This is a genomic window from Nonomuraea sp. NPDC049646 (assembly GCF_044465525.1).
Lineage (GTDB): Bacteria > Actinomycetota > Actinomycetes > Streptosporangiales > Streptosporangiaceae > Nonomuraea.
Map to the genome: position 1 here is coordinate 25953 of NZ_JBITLU010000007.1, position 23987 is coordinate 49939.

Here is a 23987-nt window from a genome sequence, read left to right on the forward strand (position 1 = left end):
TCCCGAGTGATGCGGTCCACCACAGTCTTCTTTCCTTCAGATCGCGGCGGCCGCCAGCGCGGCGGCGCTCACGTACCCGGCCAGCGTCTGCCGGTACCGGGGGGCGGCCTTCTCCAGCACGCCATGCTCGGCGTCGGACAGGCGCAGGTTGACCCGCTTGACGCGCTGCCCCTGCCGCGTTCGCGGGTCCGCCGGCGGCGTGCCGAGTGCGTCGATCATGGGTCACGATTCTGTCAGGCTGCGCCGGTGGGCTCAGGTTGTGGGCTGCCTGGCGTCGGCTCCGCCAGCTATGGCTCACAGCCACGCTGCTTGCCGAGGTCCGCGCAGCGATCGTCGCAGAGGGCTGGATCGCGCTCCCCGCGCTGCCGAAGATTCGTGATCAGTGATGATCACTGCCCGGGACTTAACAGTTGCAGCTGAGGCTGTCAGTGTTCGCTTCTTGTTGTCTGTGTCACCAAAGGTCTGGTCGAAGAGATCATCATCACGACCCTCGCCGCGTCGGCCGTCGCCAAACCCCGCGATTCATAGCGAACAGGGATAGATCGCTAAAGTTTCGACCGTGCATCGACGTACGTTCCTCACGGTCGCAGCTCTGTCCGGCCTGGCAGCGGCCTGTAGCTCCGGTTCCGACGCCAGTTCCTCGTCTCCGGCGGCCGCACTCGATTTCGGCAATGCCCTGCGGGTGCCCCCGCTGCTTCACCCCAAGCCCGACAAGCACGGCGTACGGCGCTTCGAACTGTCCATGCAGGCCAGCCGGACGCAGATCCTGGCCGGCAAACAGACGCCCACCTGGGGCTTCAACGGGACGTTCCTCGGACCGACACTGCGCGCCAGCCGTGGTGACAAGGTCGAGATGGCCGTACGCAATCAGCTACCCGAGGTCAGCACCGTGCACTGGCACGGTATGCGCCTGCCGGCCCGGATGGACGGCGGTCCGCACCAGCCCATCGAGCCAGGCGCCATCTGGACGCCGCACTGGACGATCGACCAGCCCGCGGCAACCTCGTGGTACCACCCGCACCCCCACGGCACGACGGCTCAGCATGTCTACCGCGGCCTGGCCGGGATGTTCATCCTTGACGACGACCTCGATCTCGATCTGCCCGCCGACTACGGCGTCGACGACTTCCCGCTGATCCTGCAGGACAAGAAGTTCGCCGCCGACGGCTCCTTCGACGGCGACCCGCTCAAGGGCACCTTCGGCATCCTGGGCGACCACATCCTCGTCAACGGCACCTACAACCCCTACCTGACCGTCACCACCGAGCGCGTACGTTTCCGCGTGCTCAACGGCTCCAATGCCCGGATGTACAACCTTGCCTTCGCCGACAAACGCCGCTTCCACATCATCGCCAACGACAGCGGCCTGCTCAGGGCGCCGGTCGAGGTTGAGGCGTTCTCACTCACCCCCGGCGAGCGCGCGGAGATCATCGTGGCCTTCGCACCCGGCGAGCAGGTGGTACTGCACACCACCGACAACGGCGTCGACATCGGCAAGGGCGACTTCGACCTGCTGAAGCTCACCGCCGCCAACGACCTCAAGCCGAGTCCTGACGTCCCCGCCCGCCTGGCCTCCCTGACTCCCATCACCGCACCCGCCGGCGCCAAGGTGCGCCGCTTCAAGCTCAGCGGTCACGACGCCATCAACGGCAAAGAGATGGACATGGCGCGCATCGACGAGGTCGTGCCCGCCGGCGCCATCGAGATCTGGGAGATCGAGAACAACGTCTACTCCCACAACTTCCACATCCACGAGGTCGCCTTCCAGGTGCTGGAGGTGGACGGCGCCGCGCCGCCCGCCTACGCCACCGGCCACAAGGACACCGTCTACGTGCCCTCCAAGAGCGTCGTACGGCTCGCGGTCCAGTTCGGCGACTTCACCGACGCTGCCTCGCCGTACATGTACCACTGCCACATCCTCCGCCACGAAGACTCCGGCATGATGGGGCAATTCGTGATCGTCAACCCCGGTACTGAGAGCCAGGTGAACCTCACCATCCCCACCCACACGGGACACTGAGCAATCCGGACCTCGGGTATCCGACCCGGCTCAAGGCGGGTCGGCGAAAGGTCCGCACTCATCACCGGCTGCCGCTGTATTGCCGCTGTACCCCGGCCGAACGGGCGCCCTTCTTGAGGAACCAGGTCTCATCCACGATCAGCACACCGCCGGAGCCGAGCCGGTCGACAGCGAACGAGCGCACGTCATCACGCACGGCCTCGGCGTCCCAGCGGGCGGTGCGCAGCAGCCGCTGCAGCGCCTGCGGGCCGTTGTCGGCGGCGTGTTCGGCCAGGTTCCAGCAGTTCTTGCGGTCGATGTCGGCAAGCAGCCCGCGCACGTAAGCGGTCGCGGCCCTGCGTGGTTCAACGCGGCCGAACCGACCGGCGATCCGGGCCGTCAGCTCATTGAAGATGACCATCCAGCCATCAGGGGTCTACGCTGTGGCCCGCGGCCACAGCACGATTTTTGGTTGTCTTCACAAACCCCGAATGATCACGCGGTGGCCGTCGCCATGTGACCCCGACCCTCGAGATCGCGAGGTGTCACGGATTACAAGGGTGCGACACATATCTTCTTCCCATGGATAGACCATGGAGACTTCGTCCAGCGACGCCGGCCGATGCTGACTGGCTCGCCGACCTCAAGGCCCTCACTATGCGCCCAGACCTGGAACGTCTCGGACTATGGGATCAAGACTGGGCACCTCGTCGATTCCTGGACACGTACATCCCGGCCGGCAACTCCAGCCCCTTGCGATCGTGCGCTGACGGGGGATCGCCAACGCGCCCACCGCAGGAGGGCCCAGGACGGCTGTGACACGGCCCAACTCGGGCCCTCCGCGCGTGCCCCGCTCCCAGGCGATCGGACGCCGGGCTCTCACCCGGCGCCGGCAGTGACGCTCAAGCTGTCAAAGGTGCGGGCATGGCCGTTGATCGGCGGTCCAGGGGCTGGTACTGCGGCGCCGGTATCGCTGATAGAAGCCCTGAGTGTGCGCGTACTGGCCGGTGGTGTACCAGGTCAGGCCCGGGTGGCGGGTCTCCAGCTCGCGCAGGGCCAGCGTGCCGAACCCGCAGCACTGCCACTCAGGCGAGAAACTGATCCTTTTAAGCAGGCCGACTCCGCACGGCTCACAGATCCCGTACCGGACGCGCCCGAACGAACCCTCTTCACCCGCGGCGATCGAGAACTCATACGATACGGTCGGCCCGTCATCCGCCCCTCGGCGACGGCCCGGTGTGGCCACGGCCCGCGCGATCGCCTCTGCTCGAGCACGGCTGGCCGCCTCGTACAAGCTCCATCCCAGATCGGTGTCCAACTCGGCGATGATGATCTCGCCCCAGCCCGCCACCTCGACGCTCTCCTGCGCCAGGACAGCAGCCAGACGGGCCTTCCACGTCTCAGCGAACACGGCCGGCCCGCGATGCTCGCCGTCCTGCTCGGCCACTGTCTCCTGGAAGGACTCACGGACGATCGCCTGCATCGCCCCCCGCCGCAGCCGCCGCTCGACATCGTCGTCCCGCGACACGCCCGCGGCCATCCCCCGGATCCGGGCGACCAGGCCGCGCAGCCTCGCCGGCCGCAGGGGCGCCGCTTGCGGCCACGACTCGGGCAGAGGCTTCCACAGCAGACGCACCAGCATGCCAGCACCGTAACCGGCGGCGAGCTCCCCGCCATGCGGTTTGCCGAGTCGGTGTGGAGTTTCCCGCCTCGGCTGGGGAGGCCGAGGTGCGGCGAGGAGGGCGAGTGTCGCGACCGCGTGCCGATAGCCGACATCACCTGCAGGCTCGGCCAGCGTGAAGCGCAACCGTTTGAGCAGGTGCTCAAGGCCATCCGCGCCCTGCGCGACCCCGACGCGCCCGATGCCGACGACGATGTCTGAAGATCCCTACGATCGAAGCTCAGTGGCTAGTGGTCTGTCACGCAACCTTGGCCGGGTAATTGGTCCAGCTTCTGATCAGTGAACAGGCGGCGAAGTTCGTCTTGGGCTCGGCTCGGGCGTTGCGCCAGCGGACGTAGGCACCGATCGCCGCGTTCTGCTCGTCATGACTGCGGTGGTCGGTGCCGTTCAGCGTGTAGTAGCGCAGCGCGGCGACTCTGATTCGATCCAGTTCAGGGTTCACCACCGAAGGACAATTACTTGTCCGACATTCGGTGATGGGCCACTAGCTGAGCGCTCATGGCGACGCGAGCCCTTGTGGGACCCGGGTGTGTCCTCCGGGGGAGGGACAGCACCGTGCAGAATTAGTTAACCTCCTTTCCAGTTCCTCGTGAACGGAGGTATCGGCATGCGCCGTCTGGCCGCGCTCGTCTCCTTACTCCTCCCCCTCCTTCTCCTGCCCGTCCCCGCACAGGCCGCTGCGACCCCGCTGCAGGTCTACGGCGCCTGGCACTGCGGTGATGACGCCTGTATCTGGGGCAACGTCCGCAGCACAACAGACTTCGACGCAAAGAACCACTGGCTGATCGACCGGGGAGACGGCCGCCCCTCGGTCAACCTCGTGGTGCTCAGCTTCGTCCACCCGGTCAAGTTGCTGCACAAGACCACCGACACGCAGACCCTCGACGGCGTACCGCGTGGCATGACCGCTGACATCGTGAACTACTTCACCAGCCGCGGAATCCGCGTGATGCTCTCCATCGGCGGCATCACGTACACCACCGCGTGGAACTCCGCCCTGGCGGAGAATGCGGCGCAGTTCGGGCGCAACGCGGCCGAGGTCGCCCAGCGGCTCGGCGTCGGCATAGAGATCGACTACGAGGAGAACAGCAAGCCCGACCTGGCCGGTCTGCAGGCCTTCGTCAACGCCTACCGCTCCGCCCTGCCCTACGACGCGAGCGGTGCCAACCCAGCCGCCCGGCTGACCATCGACCTCGCCGCCGGTGACCGCTGGCTCATCGACATCACCAGGAAGGCCACCGCGGACTGGCTGCGCACCGACACCCCGGTCCTGGACTACGCCAACGCGATGGTGCCCGCCCAGCAGCCCAGGAGCTCCGACGCCATCGCCAACTGGCAGGAGCACATCGACGGCAAGACCACCTACTCTCCGCCGATCCCGTCACTGGCTCCGGCCAAGTTCACCGGCGCGTTCTACATCGCTGAAGGGAGCAAGGTCCGCCCCGAATGCACGAACTTCAGCACCTCGCTGCAGAAGTCCACGGGATCGTTCGTCCAGACGGCCGCGCCGAAGGGTGCCGGACTCACTTCCGGCATGCTCGGCTACATGTTCTGGGCCGCCGAACGTCCCTCCACAAGGGGCGTGACCACCGCACCTCCGAACTCCTGCGAGGGAGGAGTGGGCGGCGGCGCCACCGCGTACGCCATCCCCCTCCCGATGCCCGCCCTACGGCAAAGCTGACCGCTTCCCGGGACCGGGCCGCCGGTCCCGGGACAGACCAATTACCCGTCCGAGATTCGGTGACGGGCCCCTAGTGTCGTTGCCAGCGCTGTAGAAGCGGGGACGAAACTCAGCAGATAATAAGGAGCGGTCATCGATGACGAACTCAGACCGGCGCCGGACCAGACAGCCCGAGGTTGACACGCGCCTAGACCAGGCCGACGCCGCACATCAAGCGGTAGCCGAGATCGTGACGATCACCCACGCCGAGCGCATCGTCTCCCGAGCCCGGCTCGCCGAACACGAGGCGCTGCACGAGCGATACCAGCAGGCCGAAGCCCAGCTCGCCGCCGCGTCGGCCGCCGGCGATCCGGGCCGGCTCCTCAGCGCCCGCCGAGCTTGCGATGAGGCCAGCGCCGTCTGTGACCGTGTCGGCCGTGGGCTGCTTGAGGGCCCTCCGCTCCCGAAGCTAGCCCCAGCCCCAAAGTAGGTGTTCGGGACTGGCAGGAGTCGTTGGCGGTGCCGGCGAGTAACGAACACCGTGGGACGAATCACCACATGAACAAGGCTGCTGACGCTACGTCGCGACCATGCGGGCCCGCTCCGGCCATCCCGGTGGTTCCCCCACGAACACATGTGATCGCGACTTCGTAGTTCGACGCACAGACGAGCAAGCCGCACCCGTTCCTGACGGATCGGTTGGACGGGGTCAGCCTTCGAGGAGTGTGGCGATGGCTTCGGCGCCGCCTTGGTCCAGCCAGCTCGGGAAGTCCAGCAGGTCCGGGTGGCGGTGGCGCAGGGCGGGGATGTCGGCGCGCCATAGTCCGCGTTGGGCGGTGAAGGCCCGAGTGGCGTCCTTGCTCAGGTTCAGCTCCTCGCCGTCGACCTGCTGGTAGGTGATCTGGCGCCCGAGATGCCGGCTGATCAGGCGCACGGTGGCCTCGGGGGTCAGTTCGTCGCCTGCCAGCTCCAGGGCCTGGCCGAGATGGGCAGTGGGGTCGGCGAAGGCGAGGGCGGCAAAGGCGCCGATGTCGCTCACGGCGACGAGTTGCACGGGCACATCGGGGGCGAACAGGTGGCGCAGGACTCCGTCGGCGGAGATGCCGCCCAGCGCAAGCCCGGGGATGGCGTGGTTCTCCATGAAGCGCACCGGTCGCAGGATGGTGGCCGGCAGTCCGAGAGCGGCGATGTGCTGCTCGATGGCCCATTTGCTCTCCCAGTAGGAGATGCCGGTGCCTCGCTCGGCACCGCCGACGGAGGCGAAGACCAGGTGGGCGACGCCGGCCGCAGCCGCAGCCTCCGCCAGGTGACGGCCGCGCCGGATCTCGCGTTCGCTGTCCGGGTCGTCGGGGGTGACGGCGAAGACGCCGTGGGCGTCGGCCATGGCCGCCTTGAGACTGCCGGGATCGTCCAGGTCACCCATCAGCAGTTCGGCGCCCGCTGCGGCCAGTTCGCGGGCGGCCGTGGCGCCGGGATCCCGGACCAGAACGCGGACCGGCCAGCCGTCGGCCAGCAGGCGTGCGGCGGTGGCTCCGCCCTGTCGGCCTGTGGCGCCGGTGACCAGGACAGGCTTGCCGGCCCTGCTCGCGGCAGTGGTGGAGGTGAGCGAATGCTCCACGGGTGTGGTCATGTGAGGGGCCTCCGGAAACGGTAAAGTTGAGACTGTCCCGAGAAAAATATCGAGACAGTCTCAACTTTGCAAGCGAGGGTTCTGCTTATGAACGCCGGCACACCGCCACCCCGCCGTCGCATGCGGGCCGACGCACACCGCAACTACGAACGGCTGCTGACCGAGGCGGCGGCCGCGTTCGCCGAGCACGGCGCGGACTTCTCCCTGGAGGCGATCGCGCGCCGGGCCGGGGTGGCCAACGGCACGCTCTACGGCCACTTCCCCACCCGCCGGGCCCTGCTGGAGGCGCTGATGGGCGATCGGATGCAGGCCCTGGCCGCGACCGGCGCCGAACTGCTCACCGCGTGCTCACCCTTCGACGGCCTGGCCACCTGGGCGCGGGCGGCAATGGTGCACACGACGATCTACCGAGGGCTCGGCGCCACGCTCATGCAGGCCGTCGAGGATGAAACCTCCGAGCTGCACGCGGCGTGCACGGCGGTGCTCACTGCCGCAGAGGAGTTGCTGGCCCGGGCGCGGACGGCCGGTGAAGTACGGCCGGATGTCACCGCCCCGGACCTGTACGCGCTGGTCAACGCGGCGGCATGGGCGGGCGAGCAGAGCTCCCCACCCCAGGGAGAGCGGCTCCTGACCTTCGGACTGGAGGGATTCCGGACCGCGGCCACCGATCGCCCGCCTGGCCTCGGCGATGACAGACCCGATTCTCGTGAACAGGGCCACGAGGATGTCGGCATTAGAACATTTGAGGACACCGCAGGCTTCGGCCCGTGTGCGTTTGGCTAGGGCCGCGACCTCCAGGTGTAGGGCGCAATGGCCGCAGTGTCCACGTCGGTGTCGGGCCAGCAGCGGCGCAGCACCTCGGCCGTCGACCGGCACCAGGCGGCGAAGTGGGGGAAGACCCCGCAGGCATCCGCGGTGCGCGCCCCGGCTTCCAGGCCCGCCACCAGCTGGATCCGCGAGTCGTCGCCGGGCTCGCGCGCTTCCCGCTTGCGCAGGTCGTTGGAGCGGATCGCCGTCCAGACCGCAGCCGCCGAGGCGAGGCCGAACCCGAACCGCCGGTCGTCCTCGGCTTCGGGGATGCCGCGCGCCAGGGCAGTGCGGAACGCAGCGATCTGGCGCTCCCCGCAGACCGCCATCCACAGTGAGCCGGGGACGGCGAACCCGGCCGCGGCAGTGAGCGCATGGCGGAAGCCCGCCCCCTCAAAGTCGATCAACCGACCGTCGCCGTCTGGCATGGTGAGATAGTTATTCGCCTCGGGGTCACCGTTGGTGAAGGCCAGGAACGGCCCGGGCTCGGCGAGTTCGGCCCCAGCGGCCCGCAGGTCGCGCTCCGCGGCGTCCGGCATCGGGACACCGAACTCCGCGGCCCGCTCGGGCGCGGTGCGCCACAGCCCGGTCCAGGCGTGCTCTCCGTCGCCGAGTTCCTGCGCCGGGGTGCCCAGCTCGGCGCGGCGCGTGGCGAAGTCCGCGGCGCGGCTGGCGGGGGCGGCGGCGATCTCGCCCTCGGCGGCGGCGAAATCGGTGAGCCGGTCGTCTAGCTCCGGGGTGAGGCCGTTGTGGCGCAGCAGACGGGCAAGCTCGGTGCGTGGGCCGAGGTCCTCGATCACCAGCATCTGGGTGTCGGGCTCCGCCGCGAGCAGCCGCGGCCCCAGGTGGGCGAGGCCCAAGTCCTTATCGAGCAGCTTCAGCGCGGCGCGCTCGCAGCGCATCAACTCCGCGGCGGAACGCAGGCCGTAGCCGCCGGGACGCAGGCGCTTGACGATGATAGGGGAGCCGTCGGCGAGGTGGGCGCGGAGCACCCAGGGGTGCCCGTCCAGCTCCTCCAAGCGGGCGACGGGGACGGCGAGCAGATCCTCGATCTCGGCGGCGACGACGGCATCCACGGGTGAAGGCATCGGCGGATTATCGCACGCTTGCGTCATATTCAAGATCACCCACGCTAACCTGCTGGGCCTTCGTGAGCGGAGGGCCGATCAGAACCTACTTTGGGGCTGGGGCCATGTTCGGGAGCGCAGGGCCATCAGGTAGAGCCGGGCGCGCGGGACGAGGTGCGGCTGACCATCACTGGGTCCGCCGCAGGAACGGCAGGGGTGCTGGAGGCGCTGACCCGCGCGGGCCGGTTGCGGCGCGCGGCCGCCACGGTGCCAGCGCGCGAAGAAGGCGACCGCCACGTGACGTACGTGAGCGTCGAGGGCGGCGAGCTCGACCACGCCCCGACCAGCGCGGCGGAGGTGAGCGTCTGATGGTGCAGCTCCGTCTCATGGGCGACGACGCCGACCGGGTGCGCGAGGTCGCCGCTCTGGTCCTGGCTGCCTTGCGTGGCCATCCCGCGCTGCAGCTCGGCGACGCCGCCGAGCTGACCAACCGGCGCGGGCCCGGCGTGCGCGTCCTGTTCGACGTCTCCACCGCGATCGCCGCCGGGCCCCGTACTCCCGCGGCCGCCGACCTCTGCCCCGAGACCGGGCGGGGCCGGCTGTCCTACCCGCGCGCCGAGTACCTGTTCAAGACCGCCTCAGCTCGGCTCGACCCGGACGGCGAAGGCTGGACCCTGCACCAGCTACGCCACAGCGCCCTGCAGCGCCCTTTGCGATCTCGCGCCATGCCGGTGGTGTGTCGTCCTCAGGGACGGTGGCTGACCTGGGATGATGATGATCAGCATGAGTGAGCTCGAGATGACGCGCATTGACGACGGCGATGAGGACGGCATGGCCCGACGATGGGTGCACTCCCAGGTGCCGGTGTCAGTCCAGGTCAGCATCGACACGTCGGTTGAGGCCAATCCCCGCCCTGGCTGGAACGAGCCGGCCCTTGTGGGGCAAGTCCGCCGCCTGGTGCTGAACCTGCAGGGCGCGGAGCTGGCCGATCAGCCTTGCAACGCGGCCTTCGCCTATGACGAGAACCTCGACCCGCTGAAGCCGGACGACCCCACCGGCGAAAGCGCCATCACCATCGCGTGCGCGTTCATGGAGTCCGGAGGGACCGGATCTCAACCCGAGGTCATCCTTGGCGACGCGCTTCTTCCCGAAGACTGAGCCGCAGGCCCAGGCTCGCTGTCAGGTGCGGTAGCGGCGCGCGGCGGTGTTCGGGACTGACGTGCAGAACTGTCTCGAACTCATCCAGGTGGCCCCGGCCGCCGCCCCGAGAACCCTGACATCCGGGTAGAAGCAGCCGTCATGCGGCTCGACAGCCGCCGAGCGCTTGCCCGAATGCTTCGGGGACCGAAGGTCGTTGAACCATGTCGGAGAACATCGAACGCTGCCGGAGGATCCCGGCCGGCAGCGAATGGATGACGCGCCCAGGCGCCTCTGCCTACGCTGGGTCGCAGTTACGTCCCCCGGGAGTCACCATGGCCGACCAGCCAGCAGCGGACGCGTCTCCCCCGCGCCGCCTCACCGTCGTACCGCCCCATCCCGACGCCCCAGCGCCGCCACTCCTGCCAGCAGACACCGGGCAGACCCACACCCGGGACACCGACGATGGGAACAAGGTGGCCCTCGTACATGCCGCCTACGTCGCCGGCGACCTGACCGCCGGGCAGGCCACGGAGATGATCGCCGCGCTTCCCGGCCGCGAGGAGACGGCAGTGGAGTACGGCTGGCGCGCCGACCTGGTCCTGGCCGGGCTGGTGATGTGCGGCGGGTGCGGCTGCGGCCTGATCCCCGACATGACCGCCGGAGTCGTCACCTTCGCATGTCCAGCTGACGGCTGTGGCCTGGTGCGCGTGCTGGTGCCGGCCGTGGCGCCGCAGGTGCTGCAGCAACTGCGGACCGCCGCGGCCCCCGATCTGCTGCTGGCCCTCGCGCACCGCCGCGGCGCCGAGCTGATCCCGCCGGACAAGACGAGTATGGAGAGCTGGTGGGCGAGCGCGGACCCGGATACGCAGAAGGAACTGTTGGCCCTGCTCCTCGATCACGTCGTCGTCAAGCCCGCCGACGGACTGGGGGTCGACGACGCGGCCCGGCTGTCGCTGGCGTGGCGCTCGGCCTGAGGCGCATGACGCGGTCACGCCCGCCCGTAAGCGTCGCCGCCGAGCGGGCCGGCACCCCGGGTGCTGTGTCGCAGCGCCTCGCGCGCGGTGTCCTCGGCCCGCCAGGCGATGCGCATCTTCGCCAGCAACTCGCCGGTGCGCGCGAAGCCCGCCTCCGCCAGCCCCGCCAGTTCCTCGCGCAGCGTGCGGCCAACGCGGTCGCAAGCGGCGCCCGCCTCGTCGCGGACACGGCGGGCACTGGCGATCCGGGCCGGATCGCCGCTTGCCGTCGCGACGGCAAGCTCGGCTTCCGCCCGTTCGTACCGCACATGCAGCGCCTGGTGCTCGGCGGCGAGGTCGGCTTGCCGGGCGCGGGAGACGAGGCCCTCGGCGTGGTTGATCGTCACCAGCTCGGCCACAGCCCGATGCTCGGTGTCGGCTCGATCGAGCAACTGATCGACCTCCGGTCGCCCGGTCCGGCCCTCAGGGATTGCCACGGCCGCCACCGTCCTTATTATCCGCTGAGTTCCGGCGCCTTCGGTCGTCCGGCGACGTCGTTATTCGCTGAGATCCTGGCCATTCTCAGCGGTGATTTCCCATGCACTGAGAAGCCGTTTCGGGATCTTCGGATTTCGTCGACGTCTGGTGCGTCGACGCGCACGTTAGCGGCTGAGCCGGCCTGCCAGCGGTCAGGCCAGCGCCCGGTCGAACACCTCACGGTGCGCGTAGACGAAGTGCTGCTCTCTCCTGCTCCACGCGATCCGGTCAGCCAGGACCTCCGGTCCAGCTGGGGCTGTTTCCGGATGTGCCGCGAGCTCTGCCCAGAAACGGACATTGCGCGATTGCCGTTCCAGAACGCAGTCGGTCAGCGCGTGGCGCTCCACCTCGTGCAGGCCGTAGGTGTCGGCGATGAGGCGCACCTGCGCCGCCTGATCCACCAGCGCCATCGTCTGTTTCGACGAGATCGACCAGGTCCACGCCATGTACGCGACATCTTCAAGGCGGCCACCCGGGGCCGCCTGCTCGAAGTCGATGAACGCGACCGGCGTGTCGTTCTGGAAGACCGCGTTGTTGGGGCCGGGGTCATGGTGGCACACCACATCGAAGCGACCGGCCAATTCGCTTCCGCGCGTTGCGTCATGCATCTGACGCAACAGGCGGGCCGCCGCTCCTACCTGGTCATCGGACCAGGGCCGGAATTTCTTAGGCACGTCACCCGGGATGAAGGTGAACATATCCTTGTCGTCCACCTGGCCCAGAAACTTCGGGGCGCCAGTGAAATTCTGCTGCTCGAAAGTTTTGAGAAGCGCGGCCATGAATGCAGAGGAATCCGAGGCCGGCCGCAGAACCGTGCCGTTCTTTCGGAGGACTTCTGATGCCATGCGACCTCCGGTCAGCGTGACCGCGCCATCAGACACCCCAGTCATTGCCGTCGCCCCCCGCCTTGACCGCAACCCGAGCGAGCTTAGCGGAGTCGGGGCCAGCGGCGGTCCCGGCTCATGGGAACCAGCGAACAGAGAGCCGCGCCGGCCCGCGTCGAGGGCAAGGACGACGCCGGCGTGCCGATCGTGCTGTTCCTGTGCGTGCACGACGCCGGCCGCTCGCAGACGGCGCTCGGCTTCTTCACCCACCTGGCAGGTGAACGCGGGCTCGGCCGGCCCGGCGACACCGAGCCCGGCGAACTGATCAATCCCACGGTGGTGGAGATGAGCCCGGCCCGCGTCAGCGAGGGCGAGCGCCCGCGCGCAGGATGTCGGTGATCTCGTCCACCGCCGGAGCCCGCCCCGGGGTCGCCTTCGGGGCGGTGATGGAGACCTTGGCCTGCCAGTCCCAGAACCGCGTGACCAGGCGCACCGAACGGATGCGGTTGTGCCCCAGCCCGACGGAGTCGGCCTTCGTGGTCGTCACGAAGTGCCAGCCGAGCCGGTCCGGCAGGCCACGGTCGTCGTACAGGTACTCCCACCAGATCTCGTCGGTGCCGACGGCCGACGTGCCCGCCGCGTCGCGGAAGGTGGGGGAAATCCGGTACAGCTCCTTGAGGGTGATCGTGCCGCTGCGGGAGTAGATGCGCTGCTTGCGGCCGGTCGTACGGTTCTTGTACCAGGGCGTCACCGATGACCGGTCCGCGGTGGACAGCAGCTTGGCCAGGGTGGCCGGCTCCAGCACGTTGATGATCTGGTCGCCGTACGCCGCCGCGCCCCCGCCGGCGCGGCCGGTACGGAGCCACATGCGGGCCTTCGGCGGCAGATGGTACAGCCAGCCCTTGGTGCTGATCATGCGGGTGGTTCCGGCGGACTCGAGCAGGCCTGCGAAGTAGGCGTCCCCCTTGGCGGCCTCCTGCTTCATCAAGCGCTGCCCGTCCAGCTGGACGACGCGCGTGATTTCGGAGGCCGTCACCCCGGCGGGGCCCAGTTGGAGCTTGCCGGTTCCCTTCAGGCCGACGCCGCCGGACAGTTGCTCGCGGGTGGCGTCGTTCTGCCAGAACAGATCGGTGCCCATGTTGCCCAGGAACTCCAGCGTGACGCCCGCATTGCGGGCCAGCAGGCCGCGCACGACGGCCACCGGGTCGGGCGTGGCGGAGGCATGGGCGGTCGTCGGGGTAGCGGTGGCCAGGGCGAGCGCGGCGATGAGGGATTTCATGTCCTGTCCAGCGAGGGGAGTCAAGATCGTCGCCCATTGTGGCGCACGGCGAGGCTCCTGCTCCAGGTGGAGCCCGCATGGGACAGAAGGCGTCGCTCGGTCCTCCCTCACCAGTCGACGTGGGCCGGAACAGCAGGACGCCCAGAACCGCTCGATCAGGACCACAGATCCCTAGTATTCAGGGCCCCGTGTTCGAGAGGTCCAGGTGTGCCCGGCAGGCATCCCGATCGCGTGCTGGCCTCTCCCCTGCCCGTCGACACAGCTCAAGTGAGCGAAGGACAGTCACGGATGTGTCGGTGGTGCGGTGACGCTCTCGATGTGCGGCGCGCAGCCGCGTCAGCCAGTTGATGTGGCACTCGGGCCTCTGGTGGGCCTGGCTGGAGCTCGAAGGACTGAGGGTAGGCGCCATCCCAGCGCTCGACCGGCCAAGACCTTCTGGTTCGGGACACTCGACAGCCGACGTGCGGGTCCGGTCGTCAGCCGTCCGGCCATCGTGGCCAGGTGGCCGACGAGGTTGCGCGGGGCATGCAGGCGCTGGACTGCGGCCGCGATCTATTCGGCTTCCTCATCGACCCCCGCGAGAAACCAGATCTTTATATCAGTCCCCGCTGGCCATGATCACCGTCGTCCAGCTCCTGCCCAGCAATGTCGGGCCCTTCGCCCGTGGGACAGATCGCAGGGCAGGAGCGGAGTCCTTCACCCATCCGGTACGTGGTGGGCTCCGAAGCTCTTGCGGCTGGTGTTGTGCCGGCCGGGGCAGGAGGGGCTTCATGGGAGCGGGTGAGTGGTCCCCGGTGGGCGAGGACCGCCCGGGTGGTGGCCCGCCGGGGCTGGAGGAGTTGCTGCAGGCAGTCGGCAGAGGCGACCGGGCGGCGTTCGAGCGGTTGTATGAGGCGCTGGCGCCGCGGGTGTACGGGCTGGTGCTGCGGGTGCTGCGGGATCGGGCGCACAGTGAGGAGGTGTCGCAGGAGGTGCTGGTGGAGGTGTGGCGCAGCGCCGCCCGCTTCGAGCCGGCCAAAGGGTCGGTGCTTGCGTGGGTGCTGACCATCGCGCATCGGCGTGCGATCGACCGGGTGCGGTCGGCGCAGGCGGGCACCGACCGGGAGGAGCGAGCTGCGAGGCTGGAGCCGCACCGAGCCTTTGATGAGGTGTCGGAGCTGGTGGTGGGCCGGTTGGAGGGCGAGCGGCTGCGCCGCTGCCTGGACAACCTCACCGAGTTGCAGCGCGAGTCGGTCACCTTCGCCTACTACGGCGGCTACTCGTATCGGGAGGTCGCCGAGCTGGTCAAGGCGCCATTGGGGACGGTCAAGACACGGATGCGCGATGGGCTGATCCGGCTGCGCGACTGCCTCGGGGTGGAGCGATGAAGGCGGCAGAGGGCGGGTTCGACCCGCACACCCTGGCGGGTGCGTACGCGCTGGATGCCATCGACGACGAGGGTGAGCTGCGTCGTTTTGAACGGCATCTGGCTGTGTGCGCCGAGTGCGCGCGGGAGACGGCGACGCTCGGCGAGACTGCCGCGCGCCTGGGCGTGGCGGTGGCGGCCGAGCCGCCGCCTGGTCTGCGGGCGCGGGTGCTGGCTGAGATCGATCAGGTGCGTCAGCTGCCGCCGGCGGTCGCATCGGCATCACGTGCGAGGCGGGTGTGGCGGGTGGCATGGCGGCCCTGGCTGGCGGCGGTGAGCGTGGCGGCGGCGCTGGCTGTGGTGGCTGGGCTGGGTGTGACAACGGTGCAGGCACGTCAGGAACTGGAGCAGGCCCGGCGTGCCGAGCAGCGGATGGCCGCGGTGCTGGGCGCCGATGACGCCCGGGCCGTCACCGCCCCGGCCACGGTGCCGTCCGCCGGGGGCGGGCGTGGTCGCGGCACGCTGGTGTTGTCGCGCTCGCAGGGCGCGCTGGTGTTCTGGGCGGCCGGGCTGGGTGATCCGCCGGCAGGCCGGGTCTACCAGCTGTGGCAGATCGCGCCGGGGCGGATCACCTCGTCCGGGCTGCTTGCCTCCAGCGGCTCTGGTGGCACCGTGCCGGTGTTGAGTGCCATCGGGGCCGATGTGGGTCAGGTGGGGGTGACGGTGGAGCCGGCCGGCGGTTCGCGGCAGCCGACCACTACGCCGTTGCTGGTGGTGGACGTGCCCACTGCCTGACTCCTCCCGCTGACTCCTCCCGCCGTCGGGAAACCGGCACCCATCCGTTTCCGCCGTGATTCCGAAGCCCTGCTGTGACTGCTGAGAAACAAGCCGACGACGTGGCGGCTGCCACACCGGCCCCGCCACCAGCCGCCGTGTCGGCGGGCCGGATGCCGGGGGCCGGCGTGTCGGGGGTCTTCGGTGTGCTGGCCGCAGCGCTGGCGCTGGGGGTGGCGGAGCTGACCGCCGCGCTGGTGGGTCGGCCGCAGGCCGGTCCGCTGCTCGCGGTGGGGTCGGTGTTCATCGATCTGAGCCCGGCGTGGCTGAAGGACTTCGCCATCCGCGCCTTCGGCTCCGCCGACAAGCCGGTCCTGCTCCTGACGCTGGCGGCCGTGATCGCGGCCGCGTCGGCGGCCGTCGGAACGGCCGCGCCCCGGCGACCGCGCCTGGCCATCGCGGCCCTGGCAGGGCTCGCGGCGATCGCTGGGGCCGCGGCGCTGTCCCGGCCGGGGGCAGGACCGATCGACGCGCTGCCCGCTGCGGTGGGGGCGGCGGGCAGCAGCTTCGCCCTGCTCTACACCCGCCGCCGGCCCCGCCCCGCGCGTGAGAGCCGCATCACGCTCGGCGGCGTGGTGTGCTACGTCCATCCCCTCCAGCTGCCGGTGCCAGCAGCCGATCGGCGGGCCCTGCTCACTCGCGGCGCCCTCGTGCTCGGGGCGGCCGTCCTGACCGGCGGCGCCGGCCGGGCGATCACTTCGGCACGGCAGGCGTCCGCTGATGGCCGCGCCTTGGTGCTGCCGCCTCCTGCCGACCCGGCCCGGCCGCTCCCGCCGGGCGTGGGATTGAGAGTTCTGGGGCTGGGTCCGTTCACCACCCCCAACGACGCCTTCTACCGGGTCGACACCGCGCTGATCATCCCGCGCGTGCCGCACCAGGAATGGACGCTGCGCATCCGCGGCCTGGTCGACCGCCCGGTCGAACTGTCCTTCGCCGACCTGCTGGCCCGGCCGCTGACCGAGCGCGACATCACCCTGACCTGCGTGTCCAACGAGGTCGGCGGCCCGTACGCGGGCAACGCCCGCTGGCTCGGCGTCGACCTGGCGGCGCTGCTGCGCGAAGCCGGCATCCAGGCCGGGGCCGATCAAATCCTGTCACGCTCCGCCGACGGCTGGACCGCCTCCACCGCGCTGGAATCGGTGCTGGACGGCCGAGACGCGCTCCTGGCCATCGCGATGAACGGCGCTCCGCTGCCACCCGCCCACGGCTTCCCGGCAAGGATGATCGTGCCCGGCCTGTACGGCTACGTCTCGGCCACCAAATGGGTCACCGACCTCAAGCTCACCCGCTTCGCCGACGAACGCGCCTACTGGACCCGGCGAGGCTGGGCCGAACGAGCGCCGATCAAGACCGCCTCCCGCATCGAGGTGCCCAAACCGTTCGCCGAGGTTCCCGCCGGGGCCGTCACCGTCGCCGGGACCGCGTGGGCCCAGCACCGAGGCATCGCCGCCGTCGAGGTCCGCGTCGACGGCGGCCTCTGGAGCCCAGCCCACCTGGCCCCCTCCGCCGGGCCCGACACCTGGCGGCAATGGCAAACGACCTGGCAAGCCGCCCGCGGACAGCACCGCATCGAGGTCCGCGCCACCGACGCCACCGGCCACACCCAGCCTGCCGAACGCGTGCCGCCGATCCCGGACGGCGCCACCGGCTGGCACACGGTCCTGGTGACCGTCACCTGAACTCCCCTCCACACTCCATCCACCAGACACAGGAGCATCATGAACACTCGTCACGTCGCCGCCGGACTGCCGATCCTGGCCATGACCATCTCAATGGCCGTCTCGATGACCGGCACCGGCGCAGCAGCGCTCGCCTCCACCCGGCACGCCGACACCGCTGCGGGCGCGCTGACCTGGTCCGCCGCCGCCCAGCCGATGGCAGCGCGGCGTCCCTTCGGGCCCGCCTGCTCGGCCGTGCCCCGCACGGGCATGGGCAGCTTCGCCGGCATGGCCGCCGACCCGGTCGCCACCGCCGCCTCCCACAACCCTGCCCTGTCCACCCTGGTCGCGGCGGTGAAGAAGGCCGGCCTGGTCGACACGCTCAACGGGGCCGATGGCATCACCGTCTTCGCGCCCACCAACCAGGCGTTCGCCAAGATCCCCAAGAAGACCCTGGACAGGGTGCTGGCCGACAAGAAGACGCTGACGGCCATTCTCACCTACCACGTCGTCAAGGGCCGCAAGGCCCCGGCCGACCTGCGACGCGGCTCCTTCACCACGCTGCAGGGCGGCAAGGTCGCCACCCGCGGCTCCGGCACCACCTACACGATCAACAACGCCCGCGTGGTGTGCGGCGACGTGCCCACCCGCAACGCCACCGTCTACATCATCGACACCGTGCTCATGCCCACCATGTAGCCGCATCGGTCGGGCCCACCGATGCGGCGGGCCCGATCGCGATGACGGCCGCGCGGGCCCCGCCCGCCCCGGCGCAGAACATGATCGCGGCCATCCGCAGCCCTGGCCGCGTACCCCTTTCACCTGCCCAACCTCACCCCGGTAAGGGACCCACACATGATCACGAACAAGCGCCTGGCCGCCGCTCTGCCCCTGCTGGCCCTGGCCGTCTCCCTGACCGCCTGCGGCGCCGACAGCGCGGACACCAACGCCGACACGGCAGCGGCTCCATCCACCAGCAGCGCCCCGATGGCCACCGACTCGGGCGCCGAGCCCGCCGCCGGCGCGCCGTTCGGCGCGGCCTGCTCCGCGGTTCCCGCCTCCGGCGAGGGCAGCTTCACCGGCATGGCCGACGACCCGGTCGCCACCGCGGCCTCCAACAACCCGGTCCTGTCCACCCTGGTCACCGCGGTGAAGAAGGCGGGCCTGGTCGACACCCTCAACTCCGCCGACGGCATCACCGTCTTCGCCCCGACCAACGACGCCTTCGCCAAGATCGACAAGACGACGCTGGACAAGGTGCTGGCCGACAAGAAGACGCTGACCGACATCCTCACCTACCACGTCGTCTCCGGCCGCAAGACCCCCGCCGACCTGGAAAGCGGCTCCTTCACTACATTGCAGGGCGGCAAGATCACCACCACCGGCTCCGGCAGCGACTACACCGTCGGCGACGCCGCTGTGGTGTGCGGCAACGTGCCCACCCGCAACGCCACCGTCTACATCATCGACACCGTACTCATGCCAAAGAAGTAACCCCACCACCACACACAGCCGGCTCGCCGCACTCCTTGCGGCGAGCCGGCATGAGCCCCGTGCCGAAGATCACCGCCCTGCGCGGCGAGCACGTCACCCTCGCCGCGGCCGCCGACGCCTTCCTCGCCACGGCGCGCACGGCCAACCCAACACCCACCGCGCCTACGCCTCGGCCATCGACCGCGTCATCGCCCTGCTCGGCCGCGACCGGCCGTTCGCCGACGTAGCCGACACCGAGATCGGCGCCGCGCTCACCGAACTGTGGGGCCGCTGCGCGCCGGCCACCTGGAACCGCAACCGCGCCGCCGTCACCTCCTGGCTCACCTGGTGCCAGACCAAGAAAACACTGGGCCGCCCCCTTGGTCCCGGCTGAGGCTGAACGCCGCAAGGAGACCGCCGACGAGACCCGCGCCGTCGCCAAGACCACCATCCACCGGCTGCTGTCCCGCCGCGACATCCCCCTGCGGGAAGACCCTGTGGCGGATGCTGTATGAGACCACGGCCCGGGCCGCGGAGATCCTGGCGCTCAACATCGAGGACTTGGACCTGGAGCATCGGCGGGCGCCCGTCCGCTCCAAGGGCGGCGCCATTGAGTGGGTGTACTGGGACAGCGGCACCGCCCACCTGCTGCCCCGCCTGCTCCGCCTGCCGGACGGCAGCACCCGCACCCACGGCCCGCTGTTCCTGTCCGAACGCCGCCCCGTCCCGGCCCGCAGGCCCGCCGCCGGCGACATCTGCCCGCACACCAGCCGCGCCCGCCTCGGCTACGACCGCGCCCGCGTCCTGCTGGACAAGTACGCCGGCCTCGACCTGCACCAGCTGCGCCACTCCGCCGCGACCCACCTCGGCGAGGCCGAAGTCCCACTGCAGCGCATCATGGGCAAGACCCGCCACAAGAACCCCCGCACCGCCATGCGCTACGTCAAACCCGGCGCCGAGGCCATCGCCAAGGTCACCGAGGTCCTCGCGCCCCGGCGTCGCACCCACTGATCAACAAATCACGGATCGCTAACAAGCGAAGAAGTCACAGGTCGCTACCGCTAATTCCTGCACTCAGTCTCGAAGGCCTACTAGGGTGGCCCACATAAGCTCAAAACCACATTGAAACGGGCCGTGCGAGGAAGGTCATCCTCCTGACCTGGCGTTTCAACCCCGCCTGCGGGAGCGGCCCTTATCCATGCTGAGGGCGCCGTGACGTCGATTGTGCGGCGTGGGGCTGATCGAGTGCGCTATCGAGCTCCGCGTCCGGGTGAGGCTGACTCTCCAGTCGGCGGCGGAGTTCGAGCTCTTGCGCTGTCAGCACCTCGCCCGGGCGTCGGATGCGGGTCGGGCGGCGACGGGGAATGTCTTGGCCTTGCAGGAGGGCGAAGTCGGCGTGCGCCTGCTCGACGGCTTCGGGGTAAGTCTGGGTCTTGTCGTGCTCGGCGAGGGCCCGGTAGATGCTGGCCAGGAACGGGTTCTCGCCTTTGCGTTTTCCGGTGGGGATGATCAGGTTCTTGCGGATGTCTTCATCGTCCACGAACTGTGGCCGCCGGCGCTGACTGATTCTCACATCGAGGTGAAGCCGCCATCGGCGGCGACCACGGCACCGGTGACGAAGCTGGCGCGCGGTGAGGCGAGGAAGCAGAGCACCTCGGCGATCTCCTCGGGCTGGGCGACCCGGCCGAGCGGCTTGGCGCTGGCGAAGGAGGCGAGGTATTCGCGGCTGTCGGTGCGGAAGGTGTCGAGGAAGTCGGTCTCGATGACGCCCGCGGCCACGAGGTTGGCCCGGATGCCCAGCGGGCCGCCCTCGACGGCGAGGACCTTGGTGAGCTGGGCCAGGGCGCCCTTGGACGCCGCGTAGGCGACGCCATCAGGCATGCCGACGGTGCAGACGTAGGAGCCCGTGCTGACGATGGCGCCGCCGCCACGCTCCCGCATCACGCGGAAGGCCTCGCGGGCAAAGAAGAACGAGCCACGCGCGTTGACCGCCATCAGCGCGTCCCAGTCCTGCGCCGTCGTGTTCGTGATCGGCTTGTTCAAGGTGCGGCCCGCGTTGTTGACCAGGATGTCCAGCGCGCCGAACAGCTCGACGGCCTCCCGTACGGCCCGCTCGGCCACCGCCTCGTCCGCGACATCCCCGATCAGAGAGTGGACGCCGGGAAACTCCGCGGGCAGCTCTGCCACCTCCTGGCGCTGGTCGAGGGCGACGATCCGGGCGCCACGGCGGTGCAGCAGCCGGACGGTCTGCCTGCCCACGCCGCGCGCGGCCCCGGTGACGAGGGCGACCTTTCCGGCGAACTCGGTGCTCTGGGTGGCCTGGGTGGTCACATTGGCGGATGTCATCAATCCGTTCCCTTCCTGTTCCACGGCCGGGGCGCCGCAGGCGTGAGCGGCTGGTTCGCGGCGCGACGACGCCTGTGGCGGCCCTGTCCGTTCGGTGTCCGGCTGTTCAGTACGCGGTGAGCCCGCCGTCGATCACGAATTCCGCGCCGGTGACGAACAAGGAGTCGTCGCTGGCGAGGAAGAGGTAGGCGGGTGCGACCTCGTCGGCCCGCCCGGCCCGGCGCATCGGGGTGCGCTGGATGTCCGGCTGCTGATCGCCCTGCTCGTCCAGGAGCTCCTGGATCATCGGTGTCGCGATCACCCCGGGATGGACGGAGTTGACCCGCACGCCCTGGCGCGCGTACTCGACCGCCGCCGTCTTGCTCAGCAGCCGTACCGCGCCTTTGGAGGCTTGGTAGGCGGCGGCCGAGCCGCTGCCGACGAGCCCGAGCACCGACGAGGTGTTGATCACCGAGGCGTTGCCGCTCGCGCGCAGCAGCGGCATCGCCGCCCTCATGCCGAGCCAGGTGCCCTTCTGGTTCACGGCGATGACGCGGTCCCAGGCGTCCTCCGCCGTGTCCTCGATGCCGGGCCAGTCCACGATGCCGGCCAGGTTCACCAGCACGTTCAGCGTCCCGAAGCGCTCGCGTACGAGATCGATCACCTCCTCCCACTCCCGTGCTGAGGAGACGTCGAGACGGGCGGCGGCGACCTCCGCGCCGCCCGCCTCGACCCTGCCGGCCAGCTCCCGCAACGGTCCTTCGGCGACATCGGTGATCACCAACCGGGCGCCCTCGCGGGCGAAGAGTTCGGCGGTGGCCGCGCCGATGCCGCCGGTCGCGCCGGTGATCAGCGCGACCTTGCCCGCGAGTCGTTGTCCTGTCATGGGAACTCCCTCAGATCTGTCGTTGATGTGGTCTGTTCGGTCGGGTCTTGTCGGGTTGCGGGCGCCGGTGACGGGGCTGACCCGTCGATCTCGGTCACGACGGCCGCTCTTGCCGGTACAGCACGAGGTGCTCGTGGTAGAGCACGCCGTCTCGCACGTCGCCGGTGGCGGTGAAGCCGAGGTCGTCGTGGTCGTCGAGGTGGGTGCCGGTGACGGTGTAGCGGCCGGTGTAGGCACGCTTGCGACCGTCGCGTTCCTCCTCGTAGCGGCCGTTGGCGAGGAGTTCCTGGCGGATCCGTCCGTCGGCGGTGATCCACATGCCGACGTACGGGTGAGGGTTGCGCTCCGCGCGGCCACTGCCCGGAGCGGCGCAGGCGAGCAGCGTGGTGAACAGTCCGAGGAGGTGCAGGGGATTTTTGAACATGGACGAGCTCCGTTGCATGGACAGGTGATGGCCAGGCCGATTTCGCTGGTCGCGCCAGCGACGGTGCGGCTGGTCAGAGCCGGCGGCTGACGTGCCCGGAGGCGCGCAGGACGCGGTCGCGGGAGGCGCGCACGTCCTCGCGCAGCGCGGCCAGATCGACGTCCAGGACGGTGCCGCCCCACTTGCGGACCTGCCCGGCGATGAAGACGGCGTCGATGTTGCGGGCGTCGCAGCCCAGGACGAGGGTGCCGATGGGGTCGTTGAGCGGCATGTTGTTGAGGTCTTCCGCGCGTACGACGAGCACGTCGGCCTGCTTGCCCGGAGTCAGGGAGCCGGTCACGTCGCCCAGGCCAATGCTCCTGGCGCCCTGCAGAGTGGCGAAGTCGAGAACGTCGTGCACGCCGATCCGGGCCGGCTGCTCGTCGGTGCCGTAGGCGGTGTTGACGGCGCGCATGCGCTGAACCGTGTGCAGGGCGCGCATCTGCGTGAACATGTCGCTGGCCAGGGCGACTTCGACGTCGATGCTCAGACCGGGCCGGATGCCGACGGCGAGGGCCTCGTCGATGGCCGGGATCGCGCTCTCCAGGCCGATCTGGGCGTCGGAGGTGGGGGCGAGCGCGACGCCTGCGCCGGTGTCGGCCATCGCCTGCCATGCCTGCGGGGTCAGGCCGGTGCAGTGGATGAGCGAGACGTCCGGGCCGAGCAGGCCCTGCCTGGCCCAGCCGAGGATGGCCTCGGAGGAGGGCGGGCCGAAGACGGCGTCGATGCTGACGCCGATGCCGAGGTCGTGGGCGGTGCGGGCGAGGTGCCGGCCGTAGGCGAGGTCGGGGCCTGCGACCTCGTCAGTGGCCAGGGCGGCCAAGCGCAGGGTGAGCAGCCCGCCACCGGGGAAGTAGGTGTCGTGCAGGCGCGTCAGGTCCGCGGGCCATTGGCCGTCCCAGTCGCCGAAGTGGGGGCGCATCGAGGCGTGCACGCCGCGGATGCCGGTCTCGGCCAGTGCCCGGATGGCGGAGTCGGAGTGGGCGGCGGTGCGCGAGTTGTGGGAGAAGTCGAGCATGGTGGTGATGCCGCTGTCGATGGCGGTCAGGGCGGCCAGGCGGGTGCCGATGTACATGTCCCTCGGCTGGTAGGCGGGCGCGATGCCGGCCAGGGTGGCGGTGACGTACTCGCCGAGGTCGTTGACGTCCGGCATGATGCGGCGCAGCTGCGCCTCCCAGGCGTGGCGATGGGTGTCGACGAAGCCCGGGGCCAGGACGGCGCCGGTCACGTCGATGACCAGCGCGTCACCGGCCGGTAGGCCTGCGCCGACGGCGGCGATCCGCTCGCCGTCGATGAGCAGGTCGGCGTGGGGCAGGATGCCCAGCTCCGGGTCCATGGTGACGACGGCTGCCGCTCCGGTGAGCAGGAGGCGGCGGCCGGGGACGGCGCCGCGCAGCTGGTCCAGGGTCGTGTTCAAGGAGCTCCT

General features: G+C 69.9%; 29 protein-coding genes and 1 pseudogene. 16 read left to right on the plus strand and 14 right to left on the minus strand.

What is annotated here, in order from left to right; genetic code table 11:
* Positions 1-36: 36 nt before the first annotated feature.
* Positions 37-219: a hypothetical protein gene (locus ACIBQ8_RS21320; RefSeq protein WP_397192780.1), complete on the minus strand. Its 183-nt coding sequence runs from the start codon at positions 217-219 to the stop codon at positions 37-39.
* Between the two features lie 463 nt (positions 220-682).
* Here ACIBQ8_RS21320 and ACIBQ8_RS21325 point away from each other — a divergent pair, with 463 nt between their 5' ends.
* Positions 683-2020 carry a multicopper oxidase family protein gene (locus ACIBQ8_RS21325; protein WP_397192781.1) on the plus strand — a complete coding sequence of 446 codons (1338 nt, stop codon included), beginning with the start codon at positions 683-685 and terminating at the stop codon, positions 2018-2020.
* A gap of 67 nt (positions 2021-2087) precedes the next feature.
* Here ACIBQ8_RS21325 and ACIBQ8_RS21330 read toward each other — a convergent pair.
* Both ACIBQ8_RS21330 and ACIBQ8_RS21335 read right to left on the minus strand, forming a co-directional pair.
* A pseudogene (locus ACIBQ8_RS21330) lies at positions 2088-2420 on the minus strand (transposase); the annotation flags it as partial.
* A gap of 489 nt (positions 2421-2909) precedes the next feature.
* Positions 2910-3641: a hypothetical protein gene (locus tag ACIBQ8_RS21335; RefSeq protein ID WP_397192782.1), complete on the minus strand. Its 732-nt coding sequence runs from the start codon at positions 3639-3641 to the stop codon at positions 2910-2912.
* A gap of 117 nt (positions 3642-3758) precedes the next feature.
* On the opposite strand from ACIBQ8_RS21335, the gene ACIBQ8_RS21340 reads away from it, so the two are divergent.
* Positions 3759-3881, plus strand: a complete 123-nt coding sequence (locus tag ACIBQ8_RS21340) for a hypothetical protein (RefSeq protein WP_364344118.1) — start codon at positions 3759-3761, stop codon at positions 3879-3881.
* A gap of 37 nt (positions 3882-3918) precedes the next feature.
* Here ACIBQ8_RS21340 and ACIBQ8_RS21345 read toward each other — a convergent pair whose 3' ends face one another.
* Positions 3919-4122, minus strand: a complete 204-nt coding sequence (locus ACIBQ8_RS21345) for a hypothetical protein (protein ID WP_364344121.1) — start codon at positions 4120-4122, stop codon at positions 3919-3921.
* A gap of 165 nt (positions 4123-4287) precedes the next feature.
* On the opposite strand from ACIBQ8_RS21345, the gene ACIBQ8_RS21350 reads away from it, so the two are divergent.
* Positions 4288-5361 carry a glycosyl hydrolase family 18 protein gene (locus tag ACIBQ8_RS21350; protein ID WP_397192783.1) on the plus strand — a complete coding sequence of 358 codons (1074 nt, stop codon included), beginning with the start codon at positions 4288-4290 and terminating at the stop codon, positions 5359-5361.
* Between the two features lie 688 nt (positions 5362-6049).
* Here the strand turns inward: ACIBQ8_RS21350 and ACIBQ8_RS21355 are convergent.
* A complete protein-coding gene (locus ACIBQ8_RS21355) occupies positions 6050-6970 on the minus strand; it encodes an NmrA/HSCARG family protein (protein ID WP_397192784.1) in 921 nt (306 codons plus the stop codon).
* An 87-nt stretch (positions 6971-7057) separates the two neighbouring features.
* Between ACIBQ8_RS21355 and ACIBQ8_RS21360 the strand changes: the two genes are divergently transcribed.
* On the plus strand, positions 7058-7753 hold the full coding sequence (locus tag ACIBQ8_RS21360) for a TetR/AcrR family transcriptional regulator (RefSeq protein ID WP_397192785.1): 696 nt from the start codon (positions 7058-7060) through the stop codon (positions 7751-7753).
* Here ACIBQ8_RS21360 and ACIBQ8_RS21365 read toward each other — a convergent pair.
* Complete coding sequence (locus ACIBQ8_RS21365; RefSeq protein WP_397192786.1) at positions 7750-8865, minus strand: hypothetical protein; 1116 nt, start codon at positions 8863-8865, stop codon at positions 7750-7752. The genes ACIBQ8_RS21360 and ACIBQ8_RS21365 overlap by 4 nt on opposite strands.
* Before the next feature lie 195 nt (positions 8866-9060).
* On the opposite strand from ACIBQ8_RS21365, the gene ACIBQ8_RS21370 reads away from it, so the two are divergent.
* From ACIBQ8_RS21370 to ACIBQ8_RS21385, 4 genes are all read left to right on the plus strand, one after another.
* Positions 9061-9213 (plus strand): hypothetical protein, encoded by a 153-nt coding sequence (locus ACIBQ8_RS21370; RefSeq protein ID WP_364343788.1) that lies wholly within the window; start codon positions 9061-9063, stop codon positions 9211-9213.
* Positions 9213-9635 carry a hypothetical protein gene (locus ACIBQ8_RS21375; RefSeq protein WP_397192787.1) on the plus strand — a complete coding sequence of 141 codons (423 nt, stop codon included), beginning with the start codon at positions 9213-9215 and terminating at the stop codon, positions 9633-9635. Before ACIBQ8_RS21370 ends, ACIBQ8_RS21375 begins: the two co-directional genes overlap by 1 nt.
* Positions 9628-10002 carry a hypothetical protein gene (locus tag ACIBQ8_RS21380; RefSeq protein WP_397192788.1) on the plus strand — a complete coding sequence of 125 codons (375 nt, stop codon included), beginning with the start codon at positions 9628-9630 and terminating at the stop codon, positions 10000-10002. The genes ACIBQ8_RS21375 and ACIBQ8_RS21380 overlap by 8 nt, the downstream gene beginning before the upstream one ends.
* 455 nt (positions 10003-10457) lie before the next feature.
* Complete coding sequence (locus tag ACIBQ8_RS21385) at positions 10458-10958, plus strand: hypothetical protein (RefSeq protein ID WP_397192789.1); 501 nt, start codon at positions 10458-10460, stop codon at positions 10956-10958.
* 14 nt (positions 10959-10972) lie between these two features.
* On the opposite strand, the gene ACIBQ8_RS21390 is transcribed toward ACIBQ8_RS21385, so the two are convergent.
* Both ACIBQ8_RS21390 and ACIBQ8_RS21395 read right to left on the minus strand, forming a co-directional pair.
* Positions 10973-11443 carry a hypothetical protein gene (locus ACIBQ8_RS21390; protein ID WP_397192790.1) on the minus strand — a complete coding sequence of 157 codons (471 nt, stop codon included), beginning with the start codon at positions 11441-11443 and terminating at the stop codon, positions 10973-10975.
* A gap of 183 nt (positions 11444-11626) precedes the next feature.
* Positions 11627-12319 carry a phosphotransferase family protein gene (locus ACIBQ8_RS21395; RefSeq protein WP_397192791.1) on the minus strand — a complete coding sequence of 231 codons (693 nt, stop codon included), beginning with the start codon at positions 12317-12319 and terminating at the stop codon, positions 11627-11629.
* A gap of 117 nt (positions 12320-12436) precedes the next feature.
* Here ACIBQ8_RS21395 and ACIBQ8_RS21400 point away from each other — a divergent pair, with 117 nt between their 5' ends.
* The gene (locus ACIBQ8_RS21400) at positions 12437-12697 is read left to right on the plus strand and encodes a hypothetical protein (RefSeq protein ID WP_397192792.1); all 261 of its coding nucleotides are present in this window, start codon (positions 12437-12439) and stop codon (positions 12695-12697) included.
* Here the strand turns inward: ACIBQ8_RS21400 and ACIBQ8_RS21405 are convergent.
* Complete coding sequence (locus ACIBQ8_RS21405) at positions 12660-13577, minus strand: hypothetical protein (protein ID WP_364343812.1); 918 nt, start codon at positions 13575-13577, stop codon at positions 12660-12662. The two genes, ACIBQ8_RS21400 and ACIBQ8_RS21405, sit on opposite strands and share 38 nt — an antisense overlap.
* 770 nt (positions 13578-14347) lie before the next feature.
* Between ACIBQ8_RS21405 and sigK the strand changes: the two genes are divergently transcribed.
* The 7 genes from sigK (at position 14348) to ACIBQ8_RS21440 (ending at position 19898) form a co-directional block, all read left to right on the plus strand.
* Positions 14348-14944 (plus strand): ECF RNA polymerase sigma factor SigK, encoded by a 597-nt coding sequence (gene sigK, locus ACIBQ8_RS21410; RefSeq protein WP_364343815.1) that lies wholly within the window; start codon positions 14348-14350, stop codon positions 14942-14944.
* Positions 14941-15717 (plus strand): anti-sigma factor domain-containing protein, encoded by a 777-nt coding sequence (locus tag ACIBQ8_RS21415; RefSeq protein ID WP_397192793.1) that lies wholly within the window; start codon positions 14941-14943, stop codon positions 15715-15717. Before sigK ends, ACIBQ8_RS21415 begins: the two co-directional genes overlap by 4 nt.
* 101 nt (positions 15718-15818) lie before the next feature.
* Positions 15819-17435 carry a molybdopterin-dependent oxidoreductase gene (locus ACIBQ8_RS21420; RefSeq protein WP_397192794.1) on the plus strand — a complete coding sequence of 539 codons (1617 nt, stop codon included), beginning with the start codon at positions 15819-15821 and terminating at the stop codon, positions 17433-17435.
* 39 nt (positions 17436-17474) lie between these two features.
* Positions 17475-18113, plus strand: a complete 639-nt coding sequence (locus ACIBQ8_RS21425) for a fasciclin domain-containing protein (protein WP_397192795.1) — start codon at positions 17475-17477, stop codon at positions 18111-18113.
* A gap of 156 nt (positions 18114-18269) precedes the next feature.
* Positions 18270-18908 (plus strand): fasciclin domain-containing protein, encoded by a 639-nt coding sequence (locus ACIBQ8_RS21430; RefSeq protein ID WP_364343827.1) that lies wholly within the window; start codon positions 18270-18272, stop codon positions 18906-18908.
* A gap of 50 nt (positions 18909-18958) precedes the next feature.
* Complete coding sequence (locus ACIBQ8_RS21435; protein WP_397192796.1) at positions 18959-19135, plus strand: hypothetical protein; 177 nt, start codon at positions 18959-18961, stop codon at positions 19133-19135.
* A 256-nt stretch (positions 19136-19391) separates the two neighbouring features.
* Positions 19392-19898, plus strand: coding sequence for a tyrosine-type recombinase/integrase (locus tag ACIBQ8_RS21440; RefSeq protein WP_397192797.1), 507 nt, complete (start codon positions 19392-19394; stop codon positions 19896-19898).
* Positions 19899-20079: 181 nt separating this feature from the next.
* Here ACIBQ8_RS21440 and ACIBQ8_RS21445 read toward each other — a convergent pair whose 3' ends face one another.
* The 5 genes from ACIBQ8_RS21445 to ACIBQ8_RS21465 all read right to left on the minus strand — a co-directional run bounded on the left by ACIBQ8_RS21445 (position 20080) and on the right by ACIBQ8_RS21465 (position 23978).
* Positions 20080-20427 carry a hypothetical protein gene (locus tag ACIBQ8_RS21445; RefSeq protein ID WP_364343836.1) on the minus strand — a complete coding sequence of 116 codons (348 nt, stop codon included), beginning with the start codon at positions 20425-20427 and terminating at the stop codon, positions 20080-20082.
* Between the two features lie 29 nt (positions 20428-20456).
* Positions 20457-21233, minus strand: coding sequence for an SDR family NAD(P)-dependent oxidoreductase (locus ACIBQ8_RS21450; RefSeq protein WP_397192798.1), 777 nt, complete (start codon positions 21231-21233; stop codon positions 20457-20459).
* Between the two features lie 106 nt (positions 21234-21339).
* Entirely contained in the window at positions 21340-22098 is a 759-nt protein-coding gene (locus tag ACIBQ8_RS21455) for an SDR family NAD(P)-dependent oxidoreductase (protein ID WP_397192799.1), read from the minus strand.
* Positions 22099-22192: 94 nt separating this feature from the next.
* Positions 22193-22522, minus strand: a complete 330-nt coding sequence (locus tag ACIBQ8_RS21460) for an Atu4866 domain-containing protein (RefSeq protein WP_397192800.1) — start codon at positions 22520-22522, stop codon at positions 22193-22195.
* Positions 22523-22595: 73 nt separating this feature from the next.
* Entirely contained in the window at positions 22596-23978 is a 1383-nt protein-coding gene (locus ACIBQ8_RS21465; protein WP_397192801.1) for an amidohydrolase family protein, read from the minus strand.
* Between the last annotated feature and the right edge of the window lie 9 nt (positions 23979-23987).

Excerpts from the sequence above, each read along its gene's own strand:
- ACIBQ8_RS21320 (WP_397192780.1), bottom strand. The coding sequence starts at position 219 with ATGATCGACGCACTCGGCACGCCGCCGGCGGACCCGCGAACGCGGCAG.
- ACIBQ8_RS21335 (WP_397192782.1), bottom strand. The coding sequence starts at position 3,641 with ATGCTGGTGCGTCTGCTGTGGAAGCCTCTGCCCGAGTCGTGGCCGCAA.
- ACIBQ8_RS21350 (WP_397192783.1), top strand. The coding sequence starts at position 4,288 with ATGCGCCGTCTGGCCGCGCTCGTCTCCTTACTCCTCCCCCTCCTTCTC.
- ACIBQ8_RS21355 (WP_397192784.1), bottom strand. The coding sequence starts at position 6,970 with ATGACCACACCCGTGGAGCATTCGCTCACCTCCACCACTGCCGCGAGC.
- ACIBQ8_RS21360 (WP_397192785.1), top strand. The coding sequence starts at position 7,058 with ATGAACGCCGGCACACCGCCACCCCGCCGTCGCATGCGGGCCGACGCA.
- ACIBQ8_RS21365 (WP_397192786.1), bottom strand. The coding sequence starts at position 8,865 with ATGCCTTCACCCGTGGATGCCGTCGTCGCCGCCGAGATCGAGGATCTG.
- ACIBQ8_RS21375 (WP_397192787.1), top strand. The coding sequence starts at position 9,213 with ATGGTGCAGCTCCGTCTCATGGGCGACGACGCCGACCGGGTGCGCGAG.
- ACIBQ8_RS21380 (WP_397192788.1), top strand. The coding sequence starts at position 9,628 with ATGAGTGAGCTCGAGATGACGCGCATTGACGACGGCGATGAGGACGGC.
- ACIBQ8_RS21395 (WP_397192791.1), bottom strand. The coding sequence starts at position 12,319 with ATGGCATCAGAAGTCCTCCGAAAGAACGGCACGGTTCTGCGGCCGGCC.
- ACIBQ8_RS21400 (WP_397192792.1), top strand. The coding sequence starts at position 12,437 with ATGGGAACCAGCGAACAGAGAGCCGCGCCGGCCCGCGTCGAGGGCAAG.
- ACIBQ8_RS21405 (WP_364343812.1), bottom strand. The coding sequence starts at position 13,577 with ATGAAATCCCTCATCGCCGCGCTCGCCCTGGCCACCGCTACCCCGACG.
- sigK (WP_364343815.1), top strand. The coding sequence starts at position 14,348 with ATGGGAGCGGGTGAGTGGTCCCCGGTGGGCGAGGACCGCCCGGGTGGT.
- ACIBQ8_RS21415 (WP_397192793.1), top strand. The coding sequence starts at position 14,941 with ATGAAGGCGGCAGAGGGCGGGTTCGACCCGCACACCCTGGCGGGTGCG.
- ACIBQ8_RS21425 (WP_397192795.1), top strand. The coding sequence starts at position 17,475 with ATGAACACTCGTCACGTCGCCGCCGGACTGCCGATCCTGGCCATGACC.
- ACIBQ8_RS21430 (WP_364343827.1), top strand. The coding sequence starts at position 18,270 with ATGATCACGAACAAGCGCCTGGCCGCCGCTCTGCCCCTGCTGGCCCTG.
- ACIBQ8_RS21435 (WP_397192796.1), top strand. The coding sequence starts at position 18,959 with ATGAGCCCCGTGCCGAAGATCACCGCCCTGCGCGGCGAGCACGTCACC.
- ACIBQ8_RS21440 (WP_397192797.1), top strand. The coding sequence starts at position 19,392 with ATGCTGTATGAGACCACGGCCCGGGCCGCGGAGATCCTGGCGCTCAAC.
- ACIBQ8_RS21450 (WP_397192798.1), bottom strand. The coding sequence starts at position 21,233 with ATGACATCCGCCAATGTGACCACCCAGGCCACCCAGAGCACCGAGTTC.
- ACIBQ8_RS21455 (WP_397192799.1), bottom strand. The coding sequence starts at position 22,098 with ATGACAGGACAACGACTCGCGGGCAAGGTCGCGCTGATCACCGGCGCG.
- ACIBQ8_RS21460 (WP_397192800.1), bottom strand. The coding sequence starts at position 22,522 with ATGTTCAAAAATCCCCTGCACCTCCTCGGACTGTTCACCACGCTGCTC.